Here is a 19,679-nt window from a genome sequence, read left to right as displayed (position 1 = left end):
TTCCGGAAGCCGCCGAGTCGCGCCTCAAGGATCCGCTGCTAATCGCGCTCGGGGGCGAAGCTCACCGGAGGCGAGCCATCGGCGTTGATCTGCTCGACGCGCGCCGGGCGACCTTCTGCATCGAGTCGAACCCGCCCGATACCCGCCCCGTTCCACAATCGCTCACCGGATCGGCTACGACTCGGCAGCCACGGCTGGACCCGCACACGACGGCGCTTGGTGAACCAGTTCAGCGGTGAGCGCGGCGAATAAAGCCAGCGGTTGAGCCGGTCGAAGATATCCAGCAGGCGGCGCGGAAATTCGTTCTTCACGCCGCTGCTGGTGATTTGCCACAGCCTGGGCCCCTCATCCCGGCCGCGAATATGCACCTCGTAGGCGAAGGAGTAATGCACGTCGCCGGAAAGGATCACGTAGTTACCCGGCGTGCGGGTATGGCGAAAAATGTTGAGCATGACCTGGGCAGCGCCCCGGTGGGCCATCCAGTTTTCGGCATCGACCAGCAGCGACTGCCCCGCCCAGCTGAACACCCGCTGCACGGTCTCGATCAGCTTCACGCCGAACATCGGCGCCGGCGAGACGATAATCACCGAGCGGTGGTCGAGCAGATGCTGCTGGAAGTCGGTCAGCGCTTCCCAATCCATCAGGCCCGAGGGGCGGCTGAGGTTACGCTCGTTGCGCCAGCGTCTGGTACGAGTGTCGAGCACCACCAGCGCCGGCTCGCTGGGCAGCACATAGCCCCAGTCGCCTCGCTGCAGCAGTTCATCGATCACCTCGTTGTGCAAGCCGCAGTCGAGTCGTCCATCCACTCCACTCGTCAGCAGATATTCGACCGCTTGCAACGCTGTACCGTAAGCCTCGGGCTCGTTGCCCCAGGCCTGGCACAAGAGGTAGCCGAGCAGCGCGTTGCCAATGATTCGCCGGGAAAAAGGATGGCCGTATGCGGTTTGCTCCCACCGGGCGCTGAGATTCCAGTCGTCGGTGATGTCGTGATCGTCAAAGATCATCAGCGATGGCAAATGCGCCAGCACCCGCTCGACCTGCGGCAACCCGGCGCGAAATGCTTCCAGGCAGCGCGCTTCGCGGGCGTACCGCTCGGCCAGTTCCTCGTCCAGTTCAGGAGGGCGTATCTCGATCAGCTTCCAGGGCTCCGGCGACCAGATCAGCAGGTACATGGCCAGCACTTCGGCCAGCGAAACCAGGTGGTTGTGCGCATTGGTCGTGGTGAAAACAGGCTTCTCAACGCCACCGAAGAAGCGCTCACGCAACGCCTCGTTGGACTTGAACGCTGGCAGCAGCTGCTCACGTCGATAGTAGGTCGCCGGGTGCGCCATCAGCTCGTCGCTGTCGGCGACCACTGCACCCTCCAGGCACTCGCCATACAGCCCAAGGCGGCGGATCAGCGCATGAATCGCTACCAACGTCGGGCCTGCCACATCATCGACATAGACCTGATCGCCGGTCATCAGCAACGCCGCCGGCCAGCGCTCGGGGGTCTGGCGCGCCTCGCCCAGCAGGGCGTCGGCCGCCGCCAGCCCGTCTGCCGCCGGGTGGTGCGGTTTGCGGCAGGAGCCATGCAGTAGATCGTCGTATCGCGAGCGGACAACGAACGCTGGCCGACGGGCACCGTCGTAAATCAGCTGTGGCGCCCAGTCGGCCACGCGCTGCTCTGAATCGTTGCGAATGATCAGCAGGTCGTATTCGATCAGTTGGTCGCAGGGCAGTGGTGAGTCGAGATGCACATCGATCAGATGCAGCCACGCCGCGGTGCCGATACGCAGATAACGGCAGGCATCGCCTTCCAGACTCCGTGTGCGTGGCGCCTCGCCGTCAGGGTGCAGTTCCAGGCGTAACTTCAGGGGCTCGCTGCCGACCAGCCACAGCACCAGCCGGTCCGCCTCCAGCCGGCGCAGCAAGGGGCCGGCGAGAACTGGCGGAAGGGATAGCGGCGCTTGGGATACAGCGGAATCGTTCATTCAGCGACTCGTTGGACTGCGGGCGAGGCTTGGAGTGTACCGAACGCCCCGCGCCACTCTCTAATTAGGGGAGACTGATGAATAGCTATACGAAGGCTATAGCCACTTTTTATTCTTTAAAGATATATAAATGTTATTAAACGATATTTTTAAGAATATCGCGCCTTGCCTAGTATCCGCTCTACGCCTCCTCACGCACCGGACCTTCGACCAGCAGGGAGACACGGAGAAAAACAATGAACACGCGCCTTCGCAACACAGAAGATCAGGACGAAGCCGGCATTCTGCGCGAAATCCAGCGCGCATTGACCGGCCTGATGTTCGGCTCGGTTGAAATCACCGTACACAACGGCCAAGCCGTGCAAATCGAGAGAAAGGAAAAACTACGCCTGCAGCCATCCGGCAAGCAGGCCTGACCCAACCCCAATCCCCACCCCGACCGGACCACCGGAGGGCGTGACATGAGCCAACGCCAGGAAAGCCAAACATGTACACGCCGACCCCGAACACCCTTCCGACGCAGCGCTGTCGTTGCCGAATGCGTTCCTGACGCACCTCAGCCACACGCCAGCCACCTCATTACGTCAACGCGTCCGCACGGATGCGAGAAGGAGCAATCATGTCCATCGGAAAATTCGCACTGGCCGTTCTGGCCAGTACTGTCATCGCTGGCCCAGCGGCCGCCGCCAGCGAACTGCTCAACGTGTCCTACGACCCGACCCGCGAGCTCTATGTCGATTTCAACGCCGCCTTCAACAAGCAGTGGCAAGCGCAGGGCCACGAGCCGCTGCGCGTCCAGCAATCGCACGGTGGCTCGGGCAAGCAGGCCCGCGCGGTCATCGACGGCCTGCGTGCCGATGTGGTGACACTGGCGCTGGCCGGCGACATCGACGAGTTGCACCGGATCGGCAAGCTGATCCCCGCCGACTGGCAGAGCCGCCTGCCGGATGCCAGTACGCCCTATACCTCGACCATCGTGTTCCTGGTGCGCAAGGGCAACCCGAAGGGCATCCAGGACTGGGCCGACCTGATCGAGCCTGGCGTCGAAGTGATCACCCCAAATCCGAAAACATCCGGCGGCGCGCGCTGGAACTTCCTTGCCGCCTGGGCTTGGGCCCGGCAGGAATACGGCAGCGAGGAAAAAGCCAAGGAGTATGTGACGCAGCTCTACAAACAGGTTCCGGTGCTTGATACCGGGGCGCGCGGCTCGACCATCACCTTCGTCAACAACGGGATCGGCGACGTGCTGCTGGCCTGGGAGAACGAGGCCTTTCTGGCGCTCAAGGAACAAGGCGGCGACCAGCTCGAGATCGTCGCGCCGTCGCTATCGATCCTCGCCGAGCCGCCGGTTGCAGTCGTCGACAAGAACGTCGAGCGCAAAGGCACCCGTGAAGACGCCGAGGCCTACCTGAACTACCTCTACAGCGACGAGGGTCAGCGCATCGCCGCCAGGCACTTCTATCGCCCACGCAACCAGGCGATCGCGGCTGAATTCGCCGAGCAGTTCCCGGCACTGAAGCTGGTGACCATCGATGACGACTTCGGCGGTTGGAAGACCGCGCAGCCGAAGTTTTTCAACGATGGCGGCATCTTCCACCAGATCTATCAGACCGAATGAAGCGACTGCGCTTGCTCCTACTGCGTTGAAGACCGGCTCGGGGCTGCTCATTTACCGCCCGTAAACTCCGCGGCCCTCGCCGGCCTTCGCCTTGTCTGAGCTGCGCTCGTGACGCTTCAGCCGACACATTGTTCGAATAGACAAGGCCGATCCATGTCCCGTCAAACCTCCCCCGTCATACCCGGCTTCGGGCTGACGCTGGGTTACACCCTGGTGTACCTCAGCCTGCTAGTGCTGATACCCCTGGGTGCCATGCTCGTTCATGCGGCGCAGCTTAGCTGGGCCGAGTTCTGGGCGATCATCACCGCGCCGCGCGTGGTCGCCGCGCTGAAGCTGAACTTCACGACCGCCCTTATCGCCGCCCTGATCAACGGCGTGATCGGCTCGCTGCTGGCCTGGGTGCTGGTGCGTTACCGCTTCCCCGGCCGCAAGATCATCGAGGCGATGATCGACCTGCCCTTCGCACTGCCCACCGCCGTGGCCGGCATCGCGCTGACCGCGCTTTATGCACCGAACGGGATGATCGGCCGGCTGGCCGCCGAGCTGGGTTTCAAGATTGCCTACACGCCCATCGGCATCACCCTGGCGCTGACCTTCGTCACCCTGCCCTTCGTGGTCCGCACGCTGCAGCCGGTCCTGGCCGACATTCCGCGTGAGGTCGAAGAAGCCGCCGCGTGCCTCGGCGCCAAGCCGCTGCAGATCGCCCGCCATGTGCTGTTGCCAGCGCTGCTGCCGGCCTGGCTGACGGGGTTTTCCCTGGCTTTTGCCCGTGGCGTCGGCGAATACGGCTCGGTGATCTTCATCGCCGGCAACATGCCGATGAAGACCGAGATCCTGCCGCTGCTGATCATGGTTAAGCTCGACCAGTACGACTACCACGGCGCCACGGCCATCGGCGTGCTGATGCTGCTGGTGTCCTTCGTGCTGCTGCTGGCGATCAATCTGCTGCAACGGAGGATTGCCCATGGCTGAGATGACCACCACCACCCTGTCCGCCCCGCTGGCCGCCAAGCCACGCCAGGGCAACCCGCTGGCACGACGTCTGCTGATCGTCGCCGCCTGGCTGACCTTCGCTCTGTTTCTGCTGCTGCCGTTGCTGGTGGTGCTGAGCGAAGCCCTGAAGCTCGGCCTGGGCACCTTCTTTAGCGCGATCTTCGAAGCCGATGCTCTCGCCGCGCTGAAGCTCACCCTGCTCGCGGTCGGCATTTCGGTGCCGCTCAACCTGGTCTTCGGCGTGGCCGCGGCCTGGTGCGTGAGCAAGTACGAATTCACCGGCAAGAGCCTGCTGGTGACACTGATCGACCTGCCTTTCTCGGTCTCGCCGGTGATTGCCGGGCTGATCTACGTGCTGCTGTTCGGCGCTCAGGGCTTCTTCGGCGAATGGCTGGCCAACCGTGACATCCAAATCATTTTCGCGTTGCCCGGCATCGTGCTGGCCACGGTGTTCGTCACCGTGCCCTTCGTCGCTCGCGAGCTGATCCCGCTGATGCAGGAACAGGGCACGCAGGAGGAAGAAGCGGCGCGGCTGCTCGGCGCCAACGGCTGGCAGATGTTCTGGCATGTGACCCTGCCCAACATCCGCTGGGGCCTGGTCTACGGCGTGGTGCTCTGCACCGCCCGCGCGATGGGTGAGTTCGGCGCGGTGTCGGTGGTGTCCGGACACATCCGCGGCTACACCAACACCCTGCCGCTGCACGTCGAGATTCTCTACAACGAATACAACCACGTCGCCGCCTTCAGCGTGGCCAGCCTGCTGTTGTTGCTGGCGCTGCTGATCCTGCTGCTCAAGCAGTGGAGCGAGTCCCGCCTTCAACGCCTCAAAGCCAACGCTGGCGAGGAGTAGTCATGTCCATCGAAGTGAACAACGTCAGCAAGCGATTCAACCAATTCAAGGCCCTGAACGAGATCGACCTGAACATCGCCAGCGGCGAACTGGTCGCCCTGCTCGGCCCGTCCGGCTGCGGCAAGACCACGCTGCTGCGGATCATCGCCGGGCTGGAAACGCCCGACAGCGGCCGCATCGTGTTTCACGGCGAGGACGTGTCCGGGCGCGACGTGCGCGATCGCAACGTCGGCTTCGTGTTCCAGCATTACGCGCTGTTCCGCCACATGACCGTATTCGACAACGTCGCCTTCGGCCTGCGCATGAAGCCGCGCCGCGAGCGCCCCACCGAAAGCCGGCTCAAGCAGAAGGTGCATGAGCTGCTGGAGCTGGTGCAGCTCGACTGGCTCGCCGATCGCTACCCGGACCAGCTCTCCGGTGGTCAGCGCCAGCGAATCGCCCTGGCCCGTGCCCTGGCGGTCGAGCCCAAGGTGCTGCTGCTCGACGAACCCTTCGGCGCGCTGGACGCCAAGGTGCGCAAGGAGCTGCGCCGCTGGCTGGCGCGCCTGCACGAGGAGGTGCACCTGACCAGCGTGTTCGTCACCCATGATCAGGAAGAGGCGATGGAAGTGGCCGACCGCATCGTGGTGATGAACAAGGGTGTGATCGAACAGATCGGTTCACCGGCCGAGGTCTACCGGCAACCGGCCAGCGACTTCGTCTACCACTTCCTGGGCGATGCCAATCAGCTGCAAATAGGGAATCGGCAAGTTCTCTTCCGCCCCCATGAGATTTATCTGGCGCGCGCTGCAGACGAAGGCCATCAGCCCGGTGAGGTTCGTGATATCCGCCCCCTCGGCGCGATTACCCGCGTAACTCTAAGAGTTTCCGGACAAAACGCCCCGATCGAGGCGGAAGTCGCCAGTGATCACGCCAGTCTGACCGATCTGATTCGGGGCGAGACGCTGTATTTCAAGCCGACCATCGCGGTTGCGCCACCTCATTCACATTGACTCTTGCGAGTAAAACGCTGCAGCAAAAAAAAGCGCGCCCAGAGGCGCGCCAAAGTTGAAGCGCACGCGGTATCTATTTGACCTGGGTAATCAGGTCCCGACGGATCAACGTCTTGATCTTTACCAGATGGTCATCCTCCTGGTCCTTCGCCTTTTTAAAGCCTTTGGCGATGTTCGGATGGCCGCCTGCTTCGGCCAGCTCGATGAGCAGCTCCCAGGCGGCGTTATCCTCCAACTCGATAGTGAGCAACGCGCCCATGCCTTGGGCGATGTTGGTGCGCGGGTCAGTAAGCACCTGCATCACGCCCATTGATTTGACCGCAGCGACATCCGCGCAAGGCGTCTGCGCCGTCGGGTCGGCACCCAGCGTTTCGATCGCTTCGGCGACCATGTTCATGTGTTCGAACTCTTCGTCGCGGATATGCTGGAGCGTCTGAATCAGGTCCGATTCGGCCGTGCCCAGAGCCTTGGCTTTGGCAATCATCGCGTCATACAGGCGCACGCCGCTACGCTCGAACGCCAACCGCTCGCCAAGCTTGTCGACCAGCAGCTCCGGGCTCTTGCCCAGCGCCATGTCGAAGGTGGACTTGAGCATGCCCTTGGCCGAGCCAGGGACCGGCACCGAGCCGATGCGGTCAGCCTCTTCGGCACGGGTGGCGCGCTCCAGCATGATTCCCTTGGAATCGCCTGGTACGTCCGGATGGATTTCGTTGACGGCGTCGAGCAAGAGCTTGGTGTCCTTCGGGGACATTTGTACGCCGGTAACGTTGGAGCCTAATTTCGCTGCAGTTGCCATGTCGATTCTCCTCAAGAAGCCTTGCGCATGCGCATGAGTTCACCACCCGGGGCCCATTGGTATCCGGCCGATACGATGTTCGACGCGATGCCCTCAGAGTTGAGCTGGTTGCGGTAATCCAGCGAGTTCTGCGGCTCTTCGCTCTTGTCGACGTACTGAGTGCCGCTGGTGCGCAGGTTGACCTCAGCGGCGAGGACCTGACGGACGAACTCGCGCTGGCTCTTGAACTCGATCATTTTCGGCAGCGGGCCGCCGAGAATTTCCGCCGGGTCGCGGCGCTCGATGTTCTTGAAGTGCTCGCAGGCGATGTTCAGGTGGCCCAGTTCGTAGTCGAGGAAGCGCTCCCACATCGCCTTGATGCGCGGATTGGTCTCCTGCTCGGCGCAACTGGCGTAGGCGTAAACTTCCATCGCCTCGTGCACCAGCCACTTCTCCATGAACGACTCCTGAGGGTCGGCCAGCGAGCCGTACTGGGTCACGTGCTGTTCTTCCACCGAGGCAATTTCGGCGTAGAGCTGACGAGCCAGCGGATCGGCGAACAGCGGCCCGACATTCATGTAGTAATCATGGGTCTGGAATTCCGCCGCGGTGATCATCGCGCAATGAATCTTGGTGATCAGTGCGGCCTCTTCCTTCGCGTAGCTGTCGCGAAGGTCGTTGGACGGATGGCGATGATGTTCGGACGTCTGCCGGCCGGGGACGATGTCGGTGTAGCCCTGAAGGATGTTGTTGGCATCCTTACCTTCGAGACGATCGAGCATCGCCGAGTAGCGATACAGGTGGTCGAAATCTTCCAGCAGACCGAAGCGATAGGTTTGCGCCTGGTAAGGATCGGGCTCGGTCTGCGCCACGGCGGCGGTGACTTCGATAGCGACCTGCTCGTAGGCGACCGTGGTCTCCAGCGGCGAGTGGTCAGCGGAAATCAGCCAGTTGATCATCGTTGCCTGGTGCTGCTCGACGCGGCGGATTTCCGCGAGCGGGCCGCGCAGTTGGCCGGTGATGCGCGCAATGCCGTGCTTGAGGCGTAGCGCATCGATCTCGATACCGTTCATCAGGATGATGCGCACCCGCGTAAAGGCGTCATCGTCGAGCTTGCTGATTGGCTTGCCGGCCATTTCCTTCCAGGTGAACTTCTGCTTTTCGAGCGGCGTGCCCTTGTTATCAAGAATGCCGGATAGGTTGTCCATGGAGCCTCCGTTTGAACGGCTTGTATTGGCTAGGCGTACGCATCCGTACGGCTAAATCACGGGTCAGCTGAGCTGACGGCCTAGAAAATGGACGAAGGCAAGCGGAAAAGAATTCCGCGGATTCTGTTGCGAAAACTCAAGGAGACGACAAGCGGCAGCTGCCAACCTCTTCGAACAAGCGCAGATCCATCGAGGCGAAATCGGGCGCGGCGCCTTGCCTGATCTGGCTTGAAACGAAGCGGCAGACGGCTTCAGCGAAGCGCTTCAAGCAAACGCTTCCGCTCGTCGGCGGGCAAGCGGCCCATGGCTTCGACACGTGCGTAAAAACGCTGCCAGTCGCTGTCGACCTGCTCGAATAACGCGGCGAAGGCAGGCACCCAACGATCATAGAGGCCGAACGGCACCAGGCTGGCGTTGTTCAATGGCTGGGCCATCCAGCGATCGAAACGGCTATCGCCCTTCCAAGGACCCTCACGCAGCTGCCGGTAGGCCTGACGCATCCGCTTGAATTCCGCACGCTTGGCAATCCGCATCTGGGGTTCGCTCAAATCGGACGCATACAAAGCGGCCAAGCGCTCTCGGGTCGCCAGCACCAGCCTGCTGAGATCCACGTAGTGGTCACGCGCCGCGTCGCTGGTCGGTGGCAGGCCCCGGCTAGCCCGCCACTGGCGCAGCCCTTCACGCTCGACAAAGGAGGCGAAGGATTCATTGAAGGCCGTGTCGTCGGTGACATACAGCTGCTGGTGTGCCAGCTCATGGAAGATCAGCCCGGCGAGGCGCTCGTCATCCCAGCGCAGCATGGAACTGAGCAGCGGATCGTCGAACCAGCCCAGCGTCGAATAGGCCTGCACGCCGCTCACCATCGTGTCGTAGCCTTCGGCCTTGAGCAGCGCAGCCGCACCCCGAGCGCGGCCTTGCTGATAGTAGCCGCGGTAAGCCACACAGCCGGCAATAGGGAAGCAGTGGGTCAGCGGCGCCACCGAAAACTCCTCGGTAGCGAAGACATTCCAGACGACATACGGCCGCTGGATGTCGGCATAGACCCGGTAACTGCCATTGTCCGGCAACGCCAACACGGTACTGGCGAAACGTCTGGCCTGCAGGGCGAGGGCGAGTCGCGTGCGCAATTTCGGATCGGATTCGGAATTGTCGATGATCGCGGCGATAGGTTCACGCTGCCGTAAAAGGTCCAGCTGGCCGACCGCCAGTTGCCCGTAATAGGTGCTGCAACCATTCAGACAAACGGCCAGCAATAGCGGAACCCAGAACAACCCTCGGGGGTCGACTGGGACGGTTTTCGGCTTTGAAATAAACAAACGCTCACCCGCCTACATGACCCACCGGGTCGGTGCGATGAGCCTACAACGACATCGAAGCCCACCCAACCACCGAGCACGCAGATGCCAAACAGCCAGACCGCCCACGGTCGGAGACTTTGTTCCATGCGAATCCTGATTCTTGCTCTCGCGCTAACCAGCCTAGGCGGTTGCGCCCTGTGGATGCCCAAGCCGGACCCCAACCAGGCCTGGGTCGAACTGGCTCCGCATGGCGAAACCGAACTGGTAGCCGTCGCGGTAGACCAAAAGCCGCTGGACGATGACCGCTATTTCCAAGTAACACCCGGCAGCCATCAGCTGGGCATGCGCTACCGCTTCGAAGTGGGGCCGGCCGATGTCGGCCGCGACAGCGAGGCATTGGAGCGCGACTGTCGCCTGACGCTGAGTTACGACAGCTTCGATGCCGGTGCCCGTTATCGCCTGGTCGCCGGAGGTTACGGTTTCCGACCCTGGGCCAAGCTCTACGACCAGCACGATCGACTGCTGGCCAAGGCGAGCGAACGCGGCTGTGGTGGTGTCGCCACGCGCTGATCGTCGCTGCACGTTGAAAAATCGGCCAGGCTGGCTCAGTCTCAGATGGCCGCGGCAGCGCAATGCTGAGCCAGCGGGCTTGCCGAGGAATCGTTCATGCGACTGCCGCTTGCTCTATCCGTGGCGCTTGGCCTGTCCGGCTGCGCCGGTCCCCTGCCCGCTCCCGATCCGAACATGGCTTGGGTCGATCTGACTGCACAACCCAGCGACATCTTCATGTCCGACCGCCTGGACGACAAACGCACGCCCGATGGTCGCTATTTCCAGGTCAGCCCCGGCGCGCATGAACTCGAAGCACGCTATGAATTCGAAATCAGCAGCGGCGGCTTCGGCATGTTCGGCGAAACCCAGTACCTGCGCTGTACCATGGTGATCCGCTATGACGATTTCCAGGCCGGGCGGCGCTACCTGTTCCAGGCGCGCTCGCTGGGCTTCACGCCACAGGGTTGGCTGCGCGACGAACAGCACAACGTCCTGGCGCGGGCCGAGGCCGAGCACTGTTACTGAGTCGTTCCGCCGGCCTTCCCTGCCAGCAAACCCGACAGCAAAGAGATAAACGATGTCCCGTATCGAACACACCCGTTTTTCCACACTCGATCTGGCGCCGATCCGTGATGACGGCGACGCCGGCCTCGCCCTACGCAACTCTCTGGCGCTGGCCCAACATGTCGAAAAGCTCGGCTTCGAGCGCTTCTGGGTCGCCGAGCACCACAACATGGACGGCATCGCCAGCGCCGCCACCTCGGTGCTGATCGGCTACCTGGCCGCCGGCACGTCGCGGATCCGCCTGGGTGCCGGCGGCGTGATGCTGCCCAACCATGCGCCATTGGTCATCGCCGAGCAGTTCGGCACGCTGGAAGCGCTCTATCCCGGCCGCATCGAGCTGGGGCTGGGCCGCGCGCCGGGCGCCGACCAGTTCACTGCCCACGCCCTGCGTCGCGATCGCATGGGCAGCGCCGACGATTTCCCAGCCGATGTCGAGGAATTGCAGCTGCTGCTAGGGCCGCGTCAACGAAATCAACGCGTGATCGCCATGCCAGGGGTCGGCAGCAATGTGCCGATCTGGCTGCTCGGCTCCAGCCTGTTCAGCGCGCAATTGGCGGCCGCCAAAGGCCTGCCCTACGCCTTCGCCTCGCATTTCGCGCCGCGTTACGCCCATGAGGCGATTCGCCTGTACCGCGAGAATTTCCGTCCGTCCGAGGTGCTCGACAAACCTTACGTGATGCTCGGCGTGCCGCTGATGACCGCCGACACCGACGAGCATGCCGAGTACCTGGCAACCACCGCCTACCAACGCATCCTGGCGTTGATCCGTGGCCAGAGCCTGGTTCTGGTGCCGCCGGTGAAAAGCATGCAGGGCAAATGGCTGCCGCACGAGCAGGACGCGGTGGGCAGTTTCCTCGGTATGGCATTGATCGGCGGACCGGAAAAGATTCGTGCGCGGCTGGACGTTCTGCTCGAGCAGACCCAGGCCGACGAACTGATCTTCACCTGCGATTTCTACGAGACCGCCGACCGCCACCGCGCCTTCGATATCCTCGCCGGGCTGCGCCAGGGCTGAAGAAAGGCTGGTGGGCTGAAGCCCACCCTACAGTGCTTAAGCGGAGCACCGCTCGACCCACCCTACAGGTCGGCGGCGTTCCGTTTCGTAGGGTGGGCCGGGCGGCGCTCCGCTTCAGCCCACCATTTGATCGTTGCTCTGCGAGGGAACGCTACTCCGGCGCTCCGCTTCCGTTTTCCGTTCGGCGAATGCAGCTGAACCCCGCCGAGCCACGCTGTTCGAACGTCCATGCGCAGTTCAGCGCGTCACGCTCGCTTCGGAAAACTGCATGAATTTCCTCCAATGGATGGCCGTGCTTGGCGTCCTGCTGTTGATCCTCGCCCTGGCGTCGGCCTATCTGCGCTGGCTACCGGTCACCACATCGCTGATCTACCTCGGCTTCGGCCTGCTGATCGGGCTCGGCATTGGCCTGTGGGAGATGGAGTTCATCCATATCGCCGGCTGGATGGTGCACCTCACGGAAGTCGCCGTGCTGGTGTCGCTGTTCGTCAGCGGCCTGAAACTGCGCATGCCGCTGCGCCACCCGGCTTGGAAAAGCGCCTACGTGTTGGCCGGACCGGTGATGCTCGCCTGCATCGCCGGGGTGGCGTTGTTCTGTCACTACCTGCTGGGCCTGAGCTGGGGCATTTCGGTACTGATCGGCGCGACTCTGGCCCCTACCGACCCGGTGCTTGCCAGCCTGGTGCAGGTAAACAATTCCCGTGACAGCGATCACTTGCGCTACGGCTTGTCCGGCGAAGCCGGTTTCAACGACGGGACCGCCTTCCCCTTCGTGGTGTTCGGCCTGCTGCTGATCGAACAGGGAGGGCTGGCGTCGGGCTGGGTCGGCGAATGGGCCGTGCATCGTCTGCTCTGGGCTGTCCCGGCGGGGCTGGTGTTCGGCTACCTGCTGGGCAAGCTGATCGGCAAGCTGGCGATCTACCTGCGCGCTCGATACGCCGATACCTCGATGTCGCCCAACGATTCGCTGGCGTTGGCGCTGATCGCTCTGGCTTACGTTGGTGCCGAGCTGATCGGCGCCTGGGGGTTTCTTGCGGTCTTTGCCGCCGGCCTGGGGCTGCGCCACGCCGAAATATCCGTGGCGAACAGATCCGAGACGCCCTCCGAAGAGCTCATCGCCCACGCCGTACCGCACTTGGCCGAAGGTGGCCTGGTGCCGCGTGAGCTACCGCTGAAAAACGACTCCATCGCCGAACCCAAGGTCGCCGCTGGCGTGATGATGGGCGATATCCTGACCTTCGGTGGGCAACTGGAGCGCAGCCTGGAAGTGCTGCTGGTCACCATGCTCGGCGTACTGGTGTCGGCGCACTGGGACTGGCGGGCAGTGCCGCTGGCGCTGGCGCTGTTCGTGGTTATCCGGCCGCTGAGCGTATGGGTGCTAATGCCGCGCCGCTATCTGGATCGCACCCAGCGGCTGACGGCTGGCTGGTTCGGTATCCGCGGCATCGGTAGCCTCTACTACCTGAGTTACGCCGTGACCCACGGTCTGCTGCCGGACGAGGCCGACGACATTATCCAATTGGTTATTTCGGTGGTGGTGTTGAGCATCGTCGTGCATGGGCTGAGCACCCAGCCGCTATTGCGGCGCTATGAACGCAGCCGCGGCCAGGCGCCAACGAACCATGTCTGATGCAGCGAGCGAGGCAGGCGCGCCGGGCAGCCGAATGGACCGCCGCTGCCGGGTGGCCTGAGCGATGACTCAGCTATCGGCGAGACGGAAGCCGACTTTCATCGTGACCTGGAAATGGCCGATCTTGCCGTTCTCGACGTGGCCGCGAATTTCGCCGACTTCGAACCATTCGACATTGCGCAGCGTTTTGCTGGCTTCGGCGATACCGTTCTGAATTGCCTCGTCCACGCTGGTGCGCGAAGAGCCGACAATCTCGATCTTCTTGTAGATGTGATGATCCGACATAGATTTCCCCTTCCGATCTGAAGAGCCTCCGCTCGGTAGTGACGCATCCTGTCTGCTTGAGGCCCGCGTAGCGTCCCGGAAGTTCAGCGCAACGCTTCAATAGAAGCCGTGATAAGGAACGTCGCAGGCGCGAAATAGCGTGTTCAGCAGGTGGGGTTTCGCTTTGCAGTAGGGTGGGCTTCAGCCCACCAGTGGTGTCAGCCAGTTGGTGGGCTGAAGCCCACCCTACTGCGGAACGTCGCCGGCCCGGCCCACCCTACCGAGCATCCCGGTCGATACGCTGATAGCGGTAGTGCTGCGGCTTGAACACCTGATTGAAATACCGTCCCAGCGAGTCCGCTTCGAGCAGCGCCTGTACCACCTCGGCCGGCACACGTTCGTAGCGGTACACCGAGCCGTTGTGGAATTCGACCTCCAGCGCCTGCTCGTCCGGGTCGTAACCCAGCGAGCGCAGGCTGCGGGAAGTCACTGCGACGCGCTTCATTTGGCGGTATCGGGCTGCCGCTTGAAGCCTTCGGCCTGCATTCGCCACAAGGCATCGAACTCACCGCCACGGCTGCGCAGCTCATGCGGCGGACCATCCTCGACAATGCGTCCGTCACGCAGAACGATGACCCGGTCGAAGCTCGCCAGGGTCGATAGCCGGTGCGCCACCGCGACCACGGTACGGTTATGCACCAGGTCGTTGAGTGCAACCTGGATTTCGGCCTCAGAATGGGTATCCAGCGCCGAGGTCGCCTCGTCGAGGATCAGGATCGGTGCATCCTTGAGAAACGCTCGTGCAATTCCGAGGCGTTGGCGCTGGCCGCCGGAAAGCATCACACCACGCTCACCGACCAGCGTGTCGTAGCCCTGCGGCAATTCGCGGATGAAGGCGTCGCAAAAGGCGCTGCGTGCGGCGGCAATCACTTCTTCATCGGTCGCGCCAGGGCGGCCATAGCGGATGTTCTCGCGAATGCTGCGGTTGAACAGCGCGGTTTCCTGCGGGACCACTGCGATCTTCTCGCGCAAGCTGTCCTGGCTGACGCTTCGGATGTCCTGTCCATCGATAAGAATGCGCCCTTCGTGCACGTCATCGAGGCGCTGGATGAGGTTGATCAGGGTCGACTTGCCAGCCCCGGAAGAGCCCACCACACCGACTTTCTGCCCGGCCGGGATATGCAGGTCGAGATGCTCGAACACCGCGCCGCGATCCGGATAGCGGAAGCTGATGTGCTCGAAGGTGATATCGCCTTCGGCCAGCAACAGCTGGGCGTCGCTGTCTTCCAGGCCATGCGGCTGGACGATGATGCGCAGGGTGTCGTCAATGGCACCGATCTGCTGGGTGGTGTCCACCAGCGCCAGTGCCAAATCGCGCGAGCCATGCAGGATGCGAAAGGTCAGCGCGCTGACCAGTACCACGTCGCCGGCCGTTACCGAGCCGCCGATCCATAAGTTGATCGCCCAGATCAGCATGCCGCCGGCCATGACCGACAAGCAGATGTCATGCATGACCCGCGCTTTCTCCAGATACATCCAGCTGCGGCGCTGAGCGCGGGCTTCATAGCCAATCTCTTGCGCCAGCCGTTCGGCCTCGCGGTCACGGGCGGAGAAGGCCTTGATCGTCCAGACATTGGAGACGGCATCGACCAGCTCGCCGCCGACCCGCGCCGACTGGGCGGCGAAGCGTTGATGCTTGGCGCGGCCGCGAATGCCGAAACCGGTGATCAGCGCGGCGACGATGGCGACGAACAGGATCAGCGCCACCGCCATGCGCACGTCGACGGTGAGCAGCACCACCACGGCGCCGATGAAATCGACGATGGGCGGCACGATCTTCCATGCCAGGCCACCATAGATCGCCCCGGCGGCCTGCCCCAGTGCCGAGATGCGATTGCCCAGCGAGCCGGCAAAATGCTCGGTGAAATAGCGCATCGGGTGGCCGGTCAGGTGCTTGAACAGGTCGACACGAATATCCACCACACTGGCCACCACCGTGCGACAGCCGAGCCAGCCGCCGAGGCGCCAGAACACGTTCTCGGTGACGATCAGACTGATGAACAGCCCCAGCGGAAACCAGACGTTGGCGGCACCACGGTCCGCGGTGCCCTGCGCCATGGAGTCGACCAGCAGCTTCATCCCGTACTGCACCGCCACCGCACAGCTGGCGGCGCCGATGATCAGCAACAGCAAGCCGCCGAAATGCCAAGGACGAACACAGATGTAATGCCAAAGAAAGGCGACCGGCCGGCTTGGAAGCGGCGCCTCCTGAGGCTTCGCTTTGGGCGGCTGGGCCGGTACGTTCATGGCAGGGCGTCGGCGAGCTGCAGTGCGGGGTTGAACTGGCTGAACCTCAGCTGCTGCAGACGCAGTTCATCGGCCAACCCCTCATGCACGCAGCGGTTGCCGTTGTCATCTGGAAAGCCCAGCAGCCCCACCGGGCAATGCCGGTCATCTGTCCAGCCTGGGTAATCCAGTACCGGATACAGGCAAATGCCTTCGACCGGAACCCCGCGCTGCATCGCCAGGCCCGCCTGCTCGCTGACGTAGCGCAGCCAGTCGCCGCGTACATCGCCCTCGGCACCGGTTTCGGCAATCAGCAATGGTCGTTTGTAACGCTGCCAGATCTCGCTGAGGATGCCCTTGAAGGGACGATAATCCGGGTTGTCGCGCTCGATGGTGCGGCCGTCGCCGAGGTACCACTGGTTGTCGGAGTAGTAATTGACGCCCAGCACGTCGAGGTATTCCGGCGCGCCGCCAAGGCCGGGCCAGACCTCACCGCAGAGCATGTCCCAGGCCTCGAACTGTGATTGACGAAAACGTTCGGCATCGCGTTGCGGACCGGGCCGGTCATTGGGTGCGACGACATGGATCGCCGGATCGACCTGGACGAATCGTGCCTGCGGTTCGACGTCCCGGATCGCCTCCATGGCAGCGATGGTCGCGCGCACCAGCTGATGCTTGAGCTCGAAGCCGCGCCCGCGCGCCATCGGGTTGAAGTAAGCCTCGTCGCCGCCGGCCCAGGACCAGAAGGAGATTTCGTTGAGCGGCGCATAGAAGGGCACCGCATCGGTTTCATCCTTGATCAGCTGCGCCGCCGCCGCGGCGTAGCAGGCGAAGCGTTCGACGAACTGCGGCCGCCAGATGTCGATATCGTCCGGCCAACCGTAATGACAAAGATCCCAGATCACCTGGGTGCCATGGCGCTGCGCCGCGTGCAGCATCGGCAAAAAGCTCGACCAGTCGTACTGGCCCGCCGTCTTTTCGATCAGATGCCAACGCAGACCGTCGCGCGCGCTACGCAGGCCGTGACGCTGGAGCACCGAATAGTCATGCGCCGCCCAACGATCATGCCCGGTAGCAGCGAGCAGATCGAGACGCCGGCCATCGCTACGACGATGGTTCGAGCATTCGAATCCACCCATGAAGAAACTCTTGAACAGCGTTGGCTGATACATTTCCGCCTCGCCTCAGGGTGCCTGCTCGGCCAGTGACTGGCTGTGTTCGGCGCTTTCGCCAGCCTCGGGCCCGCGTTCGGCTTCCTCGATGCGCTTGTACAGCGCCAGTGCCTGGCCGACCACCTGATCCATGTTGTAGTACTTGTAGGTACCAAGCCGCCCGACGAAGGTGACGCCGGGAGTTTCATCGGCGAGCTTCTGGTAACGCTTGTACAGCTCGGCGTTTTCCGGCCGCGGAATCGGGTAGTAAGGATCGCCTTCGGCAGAGGGATATTCGTAGGTAATGCTGGTTTTCGGATGCACTTGGCCGGTCAGGTGCTTGTATTCGCTGATGCGCGTGTAGGGCACGTCTTCGCTCGGGTAGTTGACCGTGCCGACCGCCTGGAACTGCTCCTGATCCAGCTGCTTATGCTCGAACTTCAACGAGCGGTACGGGAGCTTGCCGAAGCGGTAGTCGAAATATTCGTCGATCGGCCCGCAGAAGATCAGATGATCGTGCTGCACCTCGTCGCGGATCTCGCGGTAGTCGGTGTTGATCATCACTTTGATGTTGGGGTGCGCGAGCATCTTCTCGAACATCTTCGTGTAGCCGTATTTGGGCATCTGCTGGAAGGTGTCGGTGAAGTAGCGGTCGTCGGTGTTGGTGCGCGTGGGAATGCGCGAGGTCACCGACTTATCCAGCTGCGACGGGTCCAACCCCCACTGCTTGCGGGTGTAGCCACGGAAGAACTTCTGGTACAGCTCACGGCCGATGCCGTTGATCACCACGTCCTCGCTGGTCTGGATGTCTTCTACCGGCTCGGCTCGGCTGGCGAGGAAATCCGCCGCTTCCTGCTCGGTGGTCATGTTCAGGCCGTAGAGCTTGTTCAGCGTGGTCATGTTGATCGGAATCGGCACCTCCTGACCGTCCACCTGAGCCAGCACGCGATGCTCGTAGGGCCGCCATTCGGTGAACCGCGACAGGTAGTCGACGATGCGCTGGGCGTTGGTGTGGAAGATGTGCGGCCCGTAACGATGAATCAGCACGCCGGCTTCATCGTAATGGTCGTAGGCGTTGCCGCCGATGTGCGGTCGCCGGTCGACCACCAGCACGCGCTTGTTCAGCCCGGCGGCCAGACGCTCGGCGAGCACGCTACCGGCGAACCCGGCACCGACGATCAGGTAGTCGAAGCCGCGCCGGCGGCGTGAAGGATGATCGCTGGCGCCACCGCCTGCGTGTTCGGGATTGCTGTCTCGCAGGCTCAGATCGCGCATTGCATCTTCTCCTTCATCAGCGCCCAGGTGTGATCCCAGGACATGTCGCCGAGAATCTCGTCGGCGACTTTCAATAGACGGTCCCGATCTTCGGTATCGGCGAGGGCACGCTCCACCCCGGCAATGAACGCGTCGGGGGAATCGGCGATATGGACGATCTCGGTATCACCGTAAGTCCGCACCACATCCTTGATCGGAGTGGATACCACCGGGCAGCCGCCGGCGAGGTATTCCGGAGTCTTGGTCGGGCTGATGAAGCGGGTCGACTCGTTCATCGCGAAAGGCATGATCGCCACGTCCCAGCCCGACAGATACCTCGGCAGCTCGTCATAAGTCTTGGCGCCCAGGTAGTGGATGTTGTCGCGCTGCGGCAGGTCCGCCGGATCGATCTTGACCACCGGCCCGACCAGCACGAACTGCCAGTCGGGACGCTTCTGCGCGACATCGGCTACCAACTGGATATCGAAGCGCTCGTCGATCACGCCGTAAAACCCGAGGCGCGGATGAGGTATCTCGGCCTGGTCATCAGGATCGGCCTGCGTCCGGCGCGCCTCGGCGAAGTGCGCGACATCGACGCTGCTGGGGAAAGCATGCGCGTTGTCATGCAGTTCGCGTTTGGCTTCCCAGATGCTGTAACCGCCGGTGAATACCAGATCGGCGCGCTGGAGCAGTTCGCGCTCACGCTGTACCAGTTCAGGCGGCGCGCCGCGGAATGCGGAAAGCTCGTCCATGCAGTCGTAGACGGTGAGCTTGGGCTTCAGATGGCCGGCATAGCCCAGCGCCATCGGCGTGTAGTACCAGAGCATCAACTCACCGACGCCAAGTTTATCCAGGTAGCCATCGAGCAAATCACGTTGTATGCGCAACGCCGTTTCACCCTCGCAGCCCTGAGGCAGGCGCGGCACCAGCACCTGCACGCCGTTTTCCTCAGGACGCACTTCCAGCCAGGGCTGGGTGTCCTCGGTGGGGATCGGTTCTTCGAAGAACAGCACGTTGAAATCCCGCGCGAAACGCGACATCAGGTGCTGCGGACGCTGGTAGACGAAGCTCCAGCGAAGATGCGAAAGGCACAGCAGGGTTGGAACCAGCTCATCGAAGATGACTTCGGGCGGCGTTTCCTGCTTGTCAGGGGATTTTCCAATCTCGTATTGGTAAGGGCCGGCCCAGCTCATGGCAACCTCTTGCAGGATGGCGAAGTCCTTCAGAGTCCCTTCTGCCGCATCGCATAAGCCCAC

Annotated in this window: 19 protein-coding genes; 9 read left to right on the top strand and 10 right to left on the bottom strand. The window is 62.7% G+C overall.

Translation table 11 applies throughout. The annotated features are described in order from the left end of the window. Positions 1-38: 38 nt before the first annotated feature. Positions 39-1,973 (bottom strand): alkaline phosphatase family protein, encoded by a 1,935-nt coding sequence (locus NAV33_RS09785; protein WP_255979437.1) that lies wholly within the window; start codon positions 1,971-1,973, stop codon positions 39-41. Between the two features lie 236 nt (positions 1,974-2,209). Between NAV33_RS09785 and oscA the strand changes: the two genes are divergently transcribed. The 5 genes from oscA (at position 2,210) to NAV33_RS09760 (ending at position 6,426) form a co-directional block, all read left to right on the top strand. Further along, positions 2,210-2,389 carry a sulfur starvation response protein OscA gene (gene oscA / locus NAV33_RS09780; protein ID WP_255979435.1) on the top strand — a complete coding sequence of 60 codons (180 nt, stop codon included), beginning with the start codon at positions 2,210-2,212 and terminating at the stop codon, positions 2,387-2,389. Positions 2,390-2,592: 203 nt separating this feature from the next. Next, positions 2,593-3,591, top strand: a complete 999-nt coding sequence (locus NAV33_RS09775; protein WP_255979433.1) for a sulfate ABC transporter substrate-binding protein — start codon at positions 2,593-2,595, stop codon at positions 3,589-3,591. Between the two features lie 153 nt (positions 3,592-3,744). After that, positions 3,745-4,563 (top strand): sulfate ABC transporter permease subunit CysT, encoded by an 819-nt coding sequence (gene cysT, locus NAV33_RS09770; protein ID WP_255979431.1) that lies wholly within the window; start codon positions 3,745-3,747, stop codon positions 4,561-4,563. Position 4,564: 1 nt separating this feature from the next. After that, entirely contained in the window at positions 4,565-5,434 is an 870-nt protein-coding gene (gene cysW, locus NAV33_RS09765) for a sulfate ABC transporter permease subunit CysW (RefSeq protein WP_255980205.1), read from the top strand. 2 nt (positions 5,435-5,436) lie between these two features. Then, positions 5,437-6,426, top strand: coding sequence for a sulfate/molybdate ABC transporter ATP-binding protein (locus NAV33_RS09760; RefSeq protein ID WP_255979429.1), 990 nt, complete (start codon positions 5,437-5,439; stop codon positions 6,424-6,426). Positions 6,427-6,499: 73 nt separating this feature from the next. On the opposite strand, the gene NAV33_RS09755 is transcribed toward NAV33_RS09760, so the two are convergent. The 3 genes from NAV33_RS09755 to NAV33_RS09745 form a co-directional block, all read right to left on the bottom strand. Next, entirely contained in the window at positions 6,500-7,222 is a 723-nt protein-coding gene (locus tag NAV33_RS09755) for a ferritin-like domain-containing protein (RefSeq protein WP_255979427.1), read from the bottom strand. A gap of 11 nt (positions 7,223-7,233) precedes the next feature. Then, a complete protein-coding gene (locus NAV33_RS09750) occupies positions 7,234-8,409 on the bottom strand; it encodes a hypothetical protein (protein WP_255979425.1) in 1,176 nt (391 codons plus the stop codon). A gap of 251 nt (positions 8,410-8,660) precedes the next feature. After that, entirely contained in the window at positions 8,661-9,719 is a 1,059-nt protein-coding gene (locus NAV33_RS09745; protein ID WP_255980203.1) for an aminopeptidase, read from the bottom strand. A gap of 132 nt (positions 9,720-9,851) precedes the next feature. On the opposite strand from NAV33_RS09745, the gene NAV33_RS09740 reads away from it, so the two are divergent. The 4 genes from NAV33_RS09740 (at position 9,852) to NAV33_RS09725 (ending at position 13,468) form a co-directional block, all read left to right on the top strand. Beyond that, a complete protein-coding gene (locus NAV33_RS09740) occupies positions 9,852-10,277 on the top strand; it encodes a hypothetical protein (protein ID WP_255979423.1) in 426 nt (141 codons plus the stop codon). Between the two features lie 96 nt (positions 10,278-10,373). Further along, positions 10,374-10,784, top strand: a complete 411-nt coding sequence (locus tag NAV33_RS09735) for a hypothetical protein (RefSeq protein ID WP_255979421.1) — start codon at positions 10,374-10,376, stop codon at positions 10,782-10,784. Between the two features lie 52 nt (positions 10,785-10,836). Continuing rightward, complete coding sequence (locus tag NAV33_RS09730) at positions 10,837-11,838, top strand: LLM class flavin-dependent oxidoreductase (RefSeq protein ID WP_255979419.1); 1,002 nt, start codon at positions 10,837-10,839, stop codon at positions 11,836-11,838. A 268-nt stretch (positions 11,839-12,106) separates the two neighbouring features. After that, positions 12,107-13,468, top strand: a complete 1,362-nt coding sequence (locus tag NAV33_RS09725) for a cation:proton antiporter (RefSeq protein WP_255979417.1) — start codon at positions 12,107-12,109, stop codon at positions 13,466-13,468. A gap of 69 nt (positions 13,469-13,537) precedes the next feature. Here the strand turns inward: NAV33_RS09725 and NAV33_RS09720 are convergent, their stop codons facing one another. The 6 genes from NAV33_RS09720 to NAV33_RS09695 all read right to left on the bottom strand — a co-directional run bounded on the left by NAV33_RS09720 (position 13,538) and on the right by NAV33_RS09695 (position 19,616). Further along, a complete protein-coding gene (locus NAV33_RS09720) occupies positions 13,538-13,753 on the bottom strand; it encodes a dodecin (RefSeq protein WP_255979415.1) in 216 nt (71 codons plus the stop codon). A 256-nt stretch (positions 13,754-14,009) separates the two neighbouring features. Continuing rightward, positions 14,010-14,237: a KTSC domain-containing protein gene (locus tag NAV33_RS09715; RefSeq protein ID WP_255979413.1), complete on the bottom strand. Its 228-nt coding sequence runs from the start codon at positions 14,235-14,237 to the stop codon at positions 14,010-14,012. Then, entirely contained in the window at positions 14,234-16,039 is a 1,806-nt protein-coding gene (locus NAV33_RS09710) for an ABC transporter ATP-binding protein (RefSeq protein WP_255979411.1), read from the bottom strand. Before NAV33_RS09710 ends, NAV33_RS09715 begins: the two co-directional genes overlap by 4 nt. Then, the gene (locus NAV33_RS09705; RefSeq protein ID WP_255979409.1) at positions 16,036-17,190 is read right to left on the bottom strand and encodes a beta-glucosidase; all 1,155 of its coding nucleotides are present in this window, start codon (positions 17,188-17,190) and stop codon (positions 16,036-16,038) included. Before NAV33_RS09705 ends, NAV33_RS09710 begins: the two co-directional genes overlap by 4 nt. 12 nt (positions 17,191-17,202) lie before the next feature. Further along, on the bottom strand, positions 17,203-18,444 hold the full coding sequence (gene glf / locus NAV33_RS09700) for a UDP-galactopyranose mutase (RefSeq protein ID WP_255979407.1): 1,242 nt from the start codon (positions 18,442-18,444) through the stop codon (positions 17,203-17,205). After that, positions 18,432-19,616, bottom strand: coding sequence for a glycosyltransferase family 1 protein (locus NAV33_RS09695; RefSeq protein WP_255979405.1), 1,185 nt, complete (start codon positions 19,614-19,616; stop codon positions 18,432-18,434). The genes glf and NAV33_RS09695 overlap by 13 nt, the downstream gene beginning before the upstream one ends. Between the last annotated feature and the right edge of the window lie 63 nt (positions 19,617-19,679).

Source organism: Stutzerimonas stutzeri, assembly GCF_024448715.1.
GTDB lineage: Bacteria > Pseudomonadota > Gammaproteobacteria > Pseudomonadales > Pseudomonadaceae > Stutzerimonas > Stutzerimonas stutzeri_AR.
This window is presented reverse-complemented; position numbering and strand designations above follow the sequence as displayed.

Bases quoted from the DNA above. Each gene is read 5' to 3' on its own strand.
- NAV33_RS09775 (WP_255979433.1), top strand. From the start codon at position 2,593: ATGTCCATCGGAAAATTCGCACTGGCCGTTCTGGCCAGTACTGTCATC.
- NAV33_RS09735 (WP_255979421.1), top strand. From the start codon at position 10,374: ATGCGACTGCCGCTTGCTCTATCCGTGGCGCTTGGCCTGTCCGGCTGC.
- NAV33_RS09715 (WP_255979413.1), bottom strand. From the start codon at position 14,237: ATGAAGCGCGTCGCAGTGACTTCCCGCAGCCTGCGCTCGCTGGGTTAC.
- cysW (WP_255980205.1), top strand. From the start codon at position 4,565: ATGACCACCACCACCCTGTCCGCCCCGCTGGCCGCCAAGCCACGCCAG.
- cysT (WP_255979431.1), top strand. From the start codon at position 3,745: ATGTCCCGTCAAACCTCCCCCGTCATACCCGGCTTCGGGCTGACGCTG.
- NAV33_RS09725 (WP_255979417.1), top strand. From the start codon at position 12,107: ATGAATTTCCTCCAATGGATGGCCGTGCTTGGCGTCCTGCTGTTGATC.
- NAV33_RS09750 (WP_255979425.1), bottom strand. From the start codon at position 8,409: ATGGACAACCTATCCGGCATTCTTGATAACAAGGGCACGCCGCTCGAA.
- NAV33_RS09695 (WP_255979405.1), bottom strand. From the start codon at position 19,616: ATGAGCTGGGCCGGCCCTTACCAATACGAGATTGGAAAATCCCCTGAC.
- glf (WP_255979407.1), bottom strand. From the start codon at position 18,444: ATGCGCGATCTGAGCCTGCGAGACAGCAATCCCGAACACGCAGGCGGT.
- NAV33_RS09755 (WP_255979427.1), bottom strand. From the start codon at position 7,222: ATGGCAACTGCAGCGAAATTAGGCTCCAACGTTACCGGCGTACAAATG.
- oscA (WP_255979435.1), top strand. From the start codon at position 2,210: ATGAACACGCGCCTTCGCAACACAGAAGATCAGGACGAAGCCGGCATT.
- NAV33_RS09785 (WP_255979437.1), bottom strand. From the start codon at position 1,973: ATGAACGATTCCGCTGTATCCCAAGCGCCGCTATCCCTTCCGCCAGTT.
- NAV33_RS09760 (WP_255979429.1), top strand. From the start codon at position 5,437: ATGTCCATCGAAGTGAACAACGTCAGCAAGCGATTCAACCAATTCAAG.
- NAV33_RS09720 (WP_255979415.1), bottom strand. From the start codon at position 13,753: ATGTCGGATCATCACATCTACAAGAAGATCGAGATTGTCGGCTCTTCG.
- NAV33_RS09710 (WP_255979411.1), bottom strand. From the start codon at position 16,039: ATGAACGTACCGGCCCAGCCGCCCAAAGCGAAGCCTCAGGAGGCGCCG.
- NAV33_RS09730 (WP_255979419.1), top strand. From the start codon at position 10,837: ATGTCCCGTATCGAACACACCCGTTTTTCCACACTCGATCTGGCGCCG.
- NAV33_RS09705 (WP_255979409.1), bottom strand. From the start codon at position 17,190: ATGTATCAGCCAACGCTGTTCAAGAGTTTCTTCATGGGTGGATTCGAA.
- NAV33_RS09740 (WP_255979423.1), top strand. From the start codon at position 9,852: ATGCGAATCCTGATTCTTGCTCTCGCGCTAACCAGCCTAGGCGGTTGC.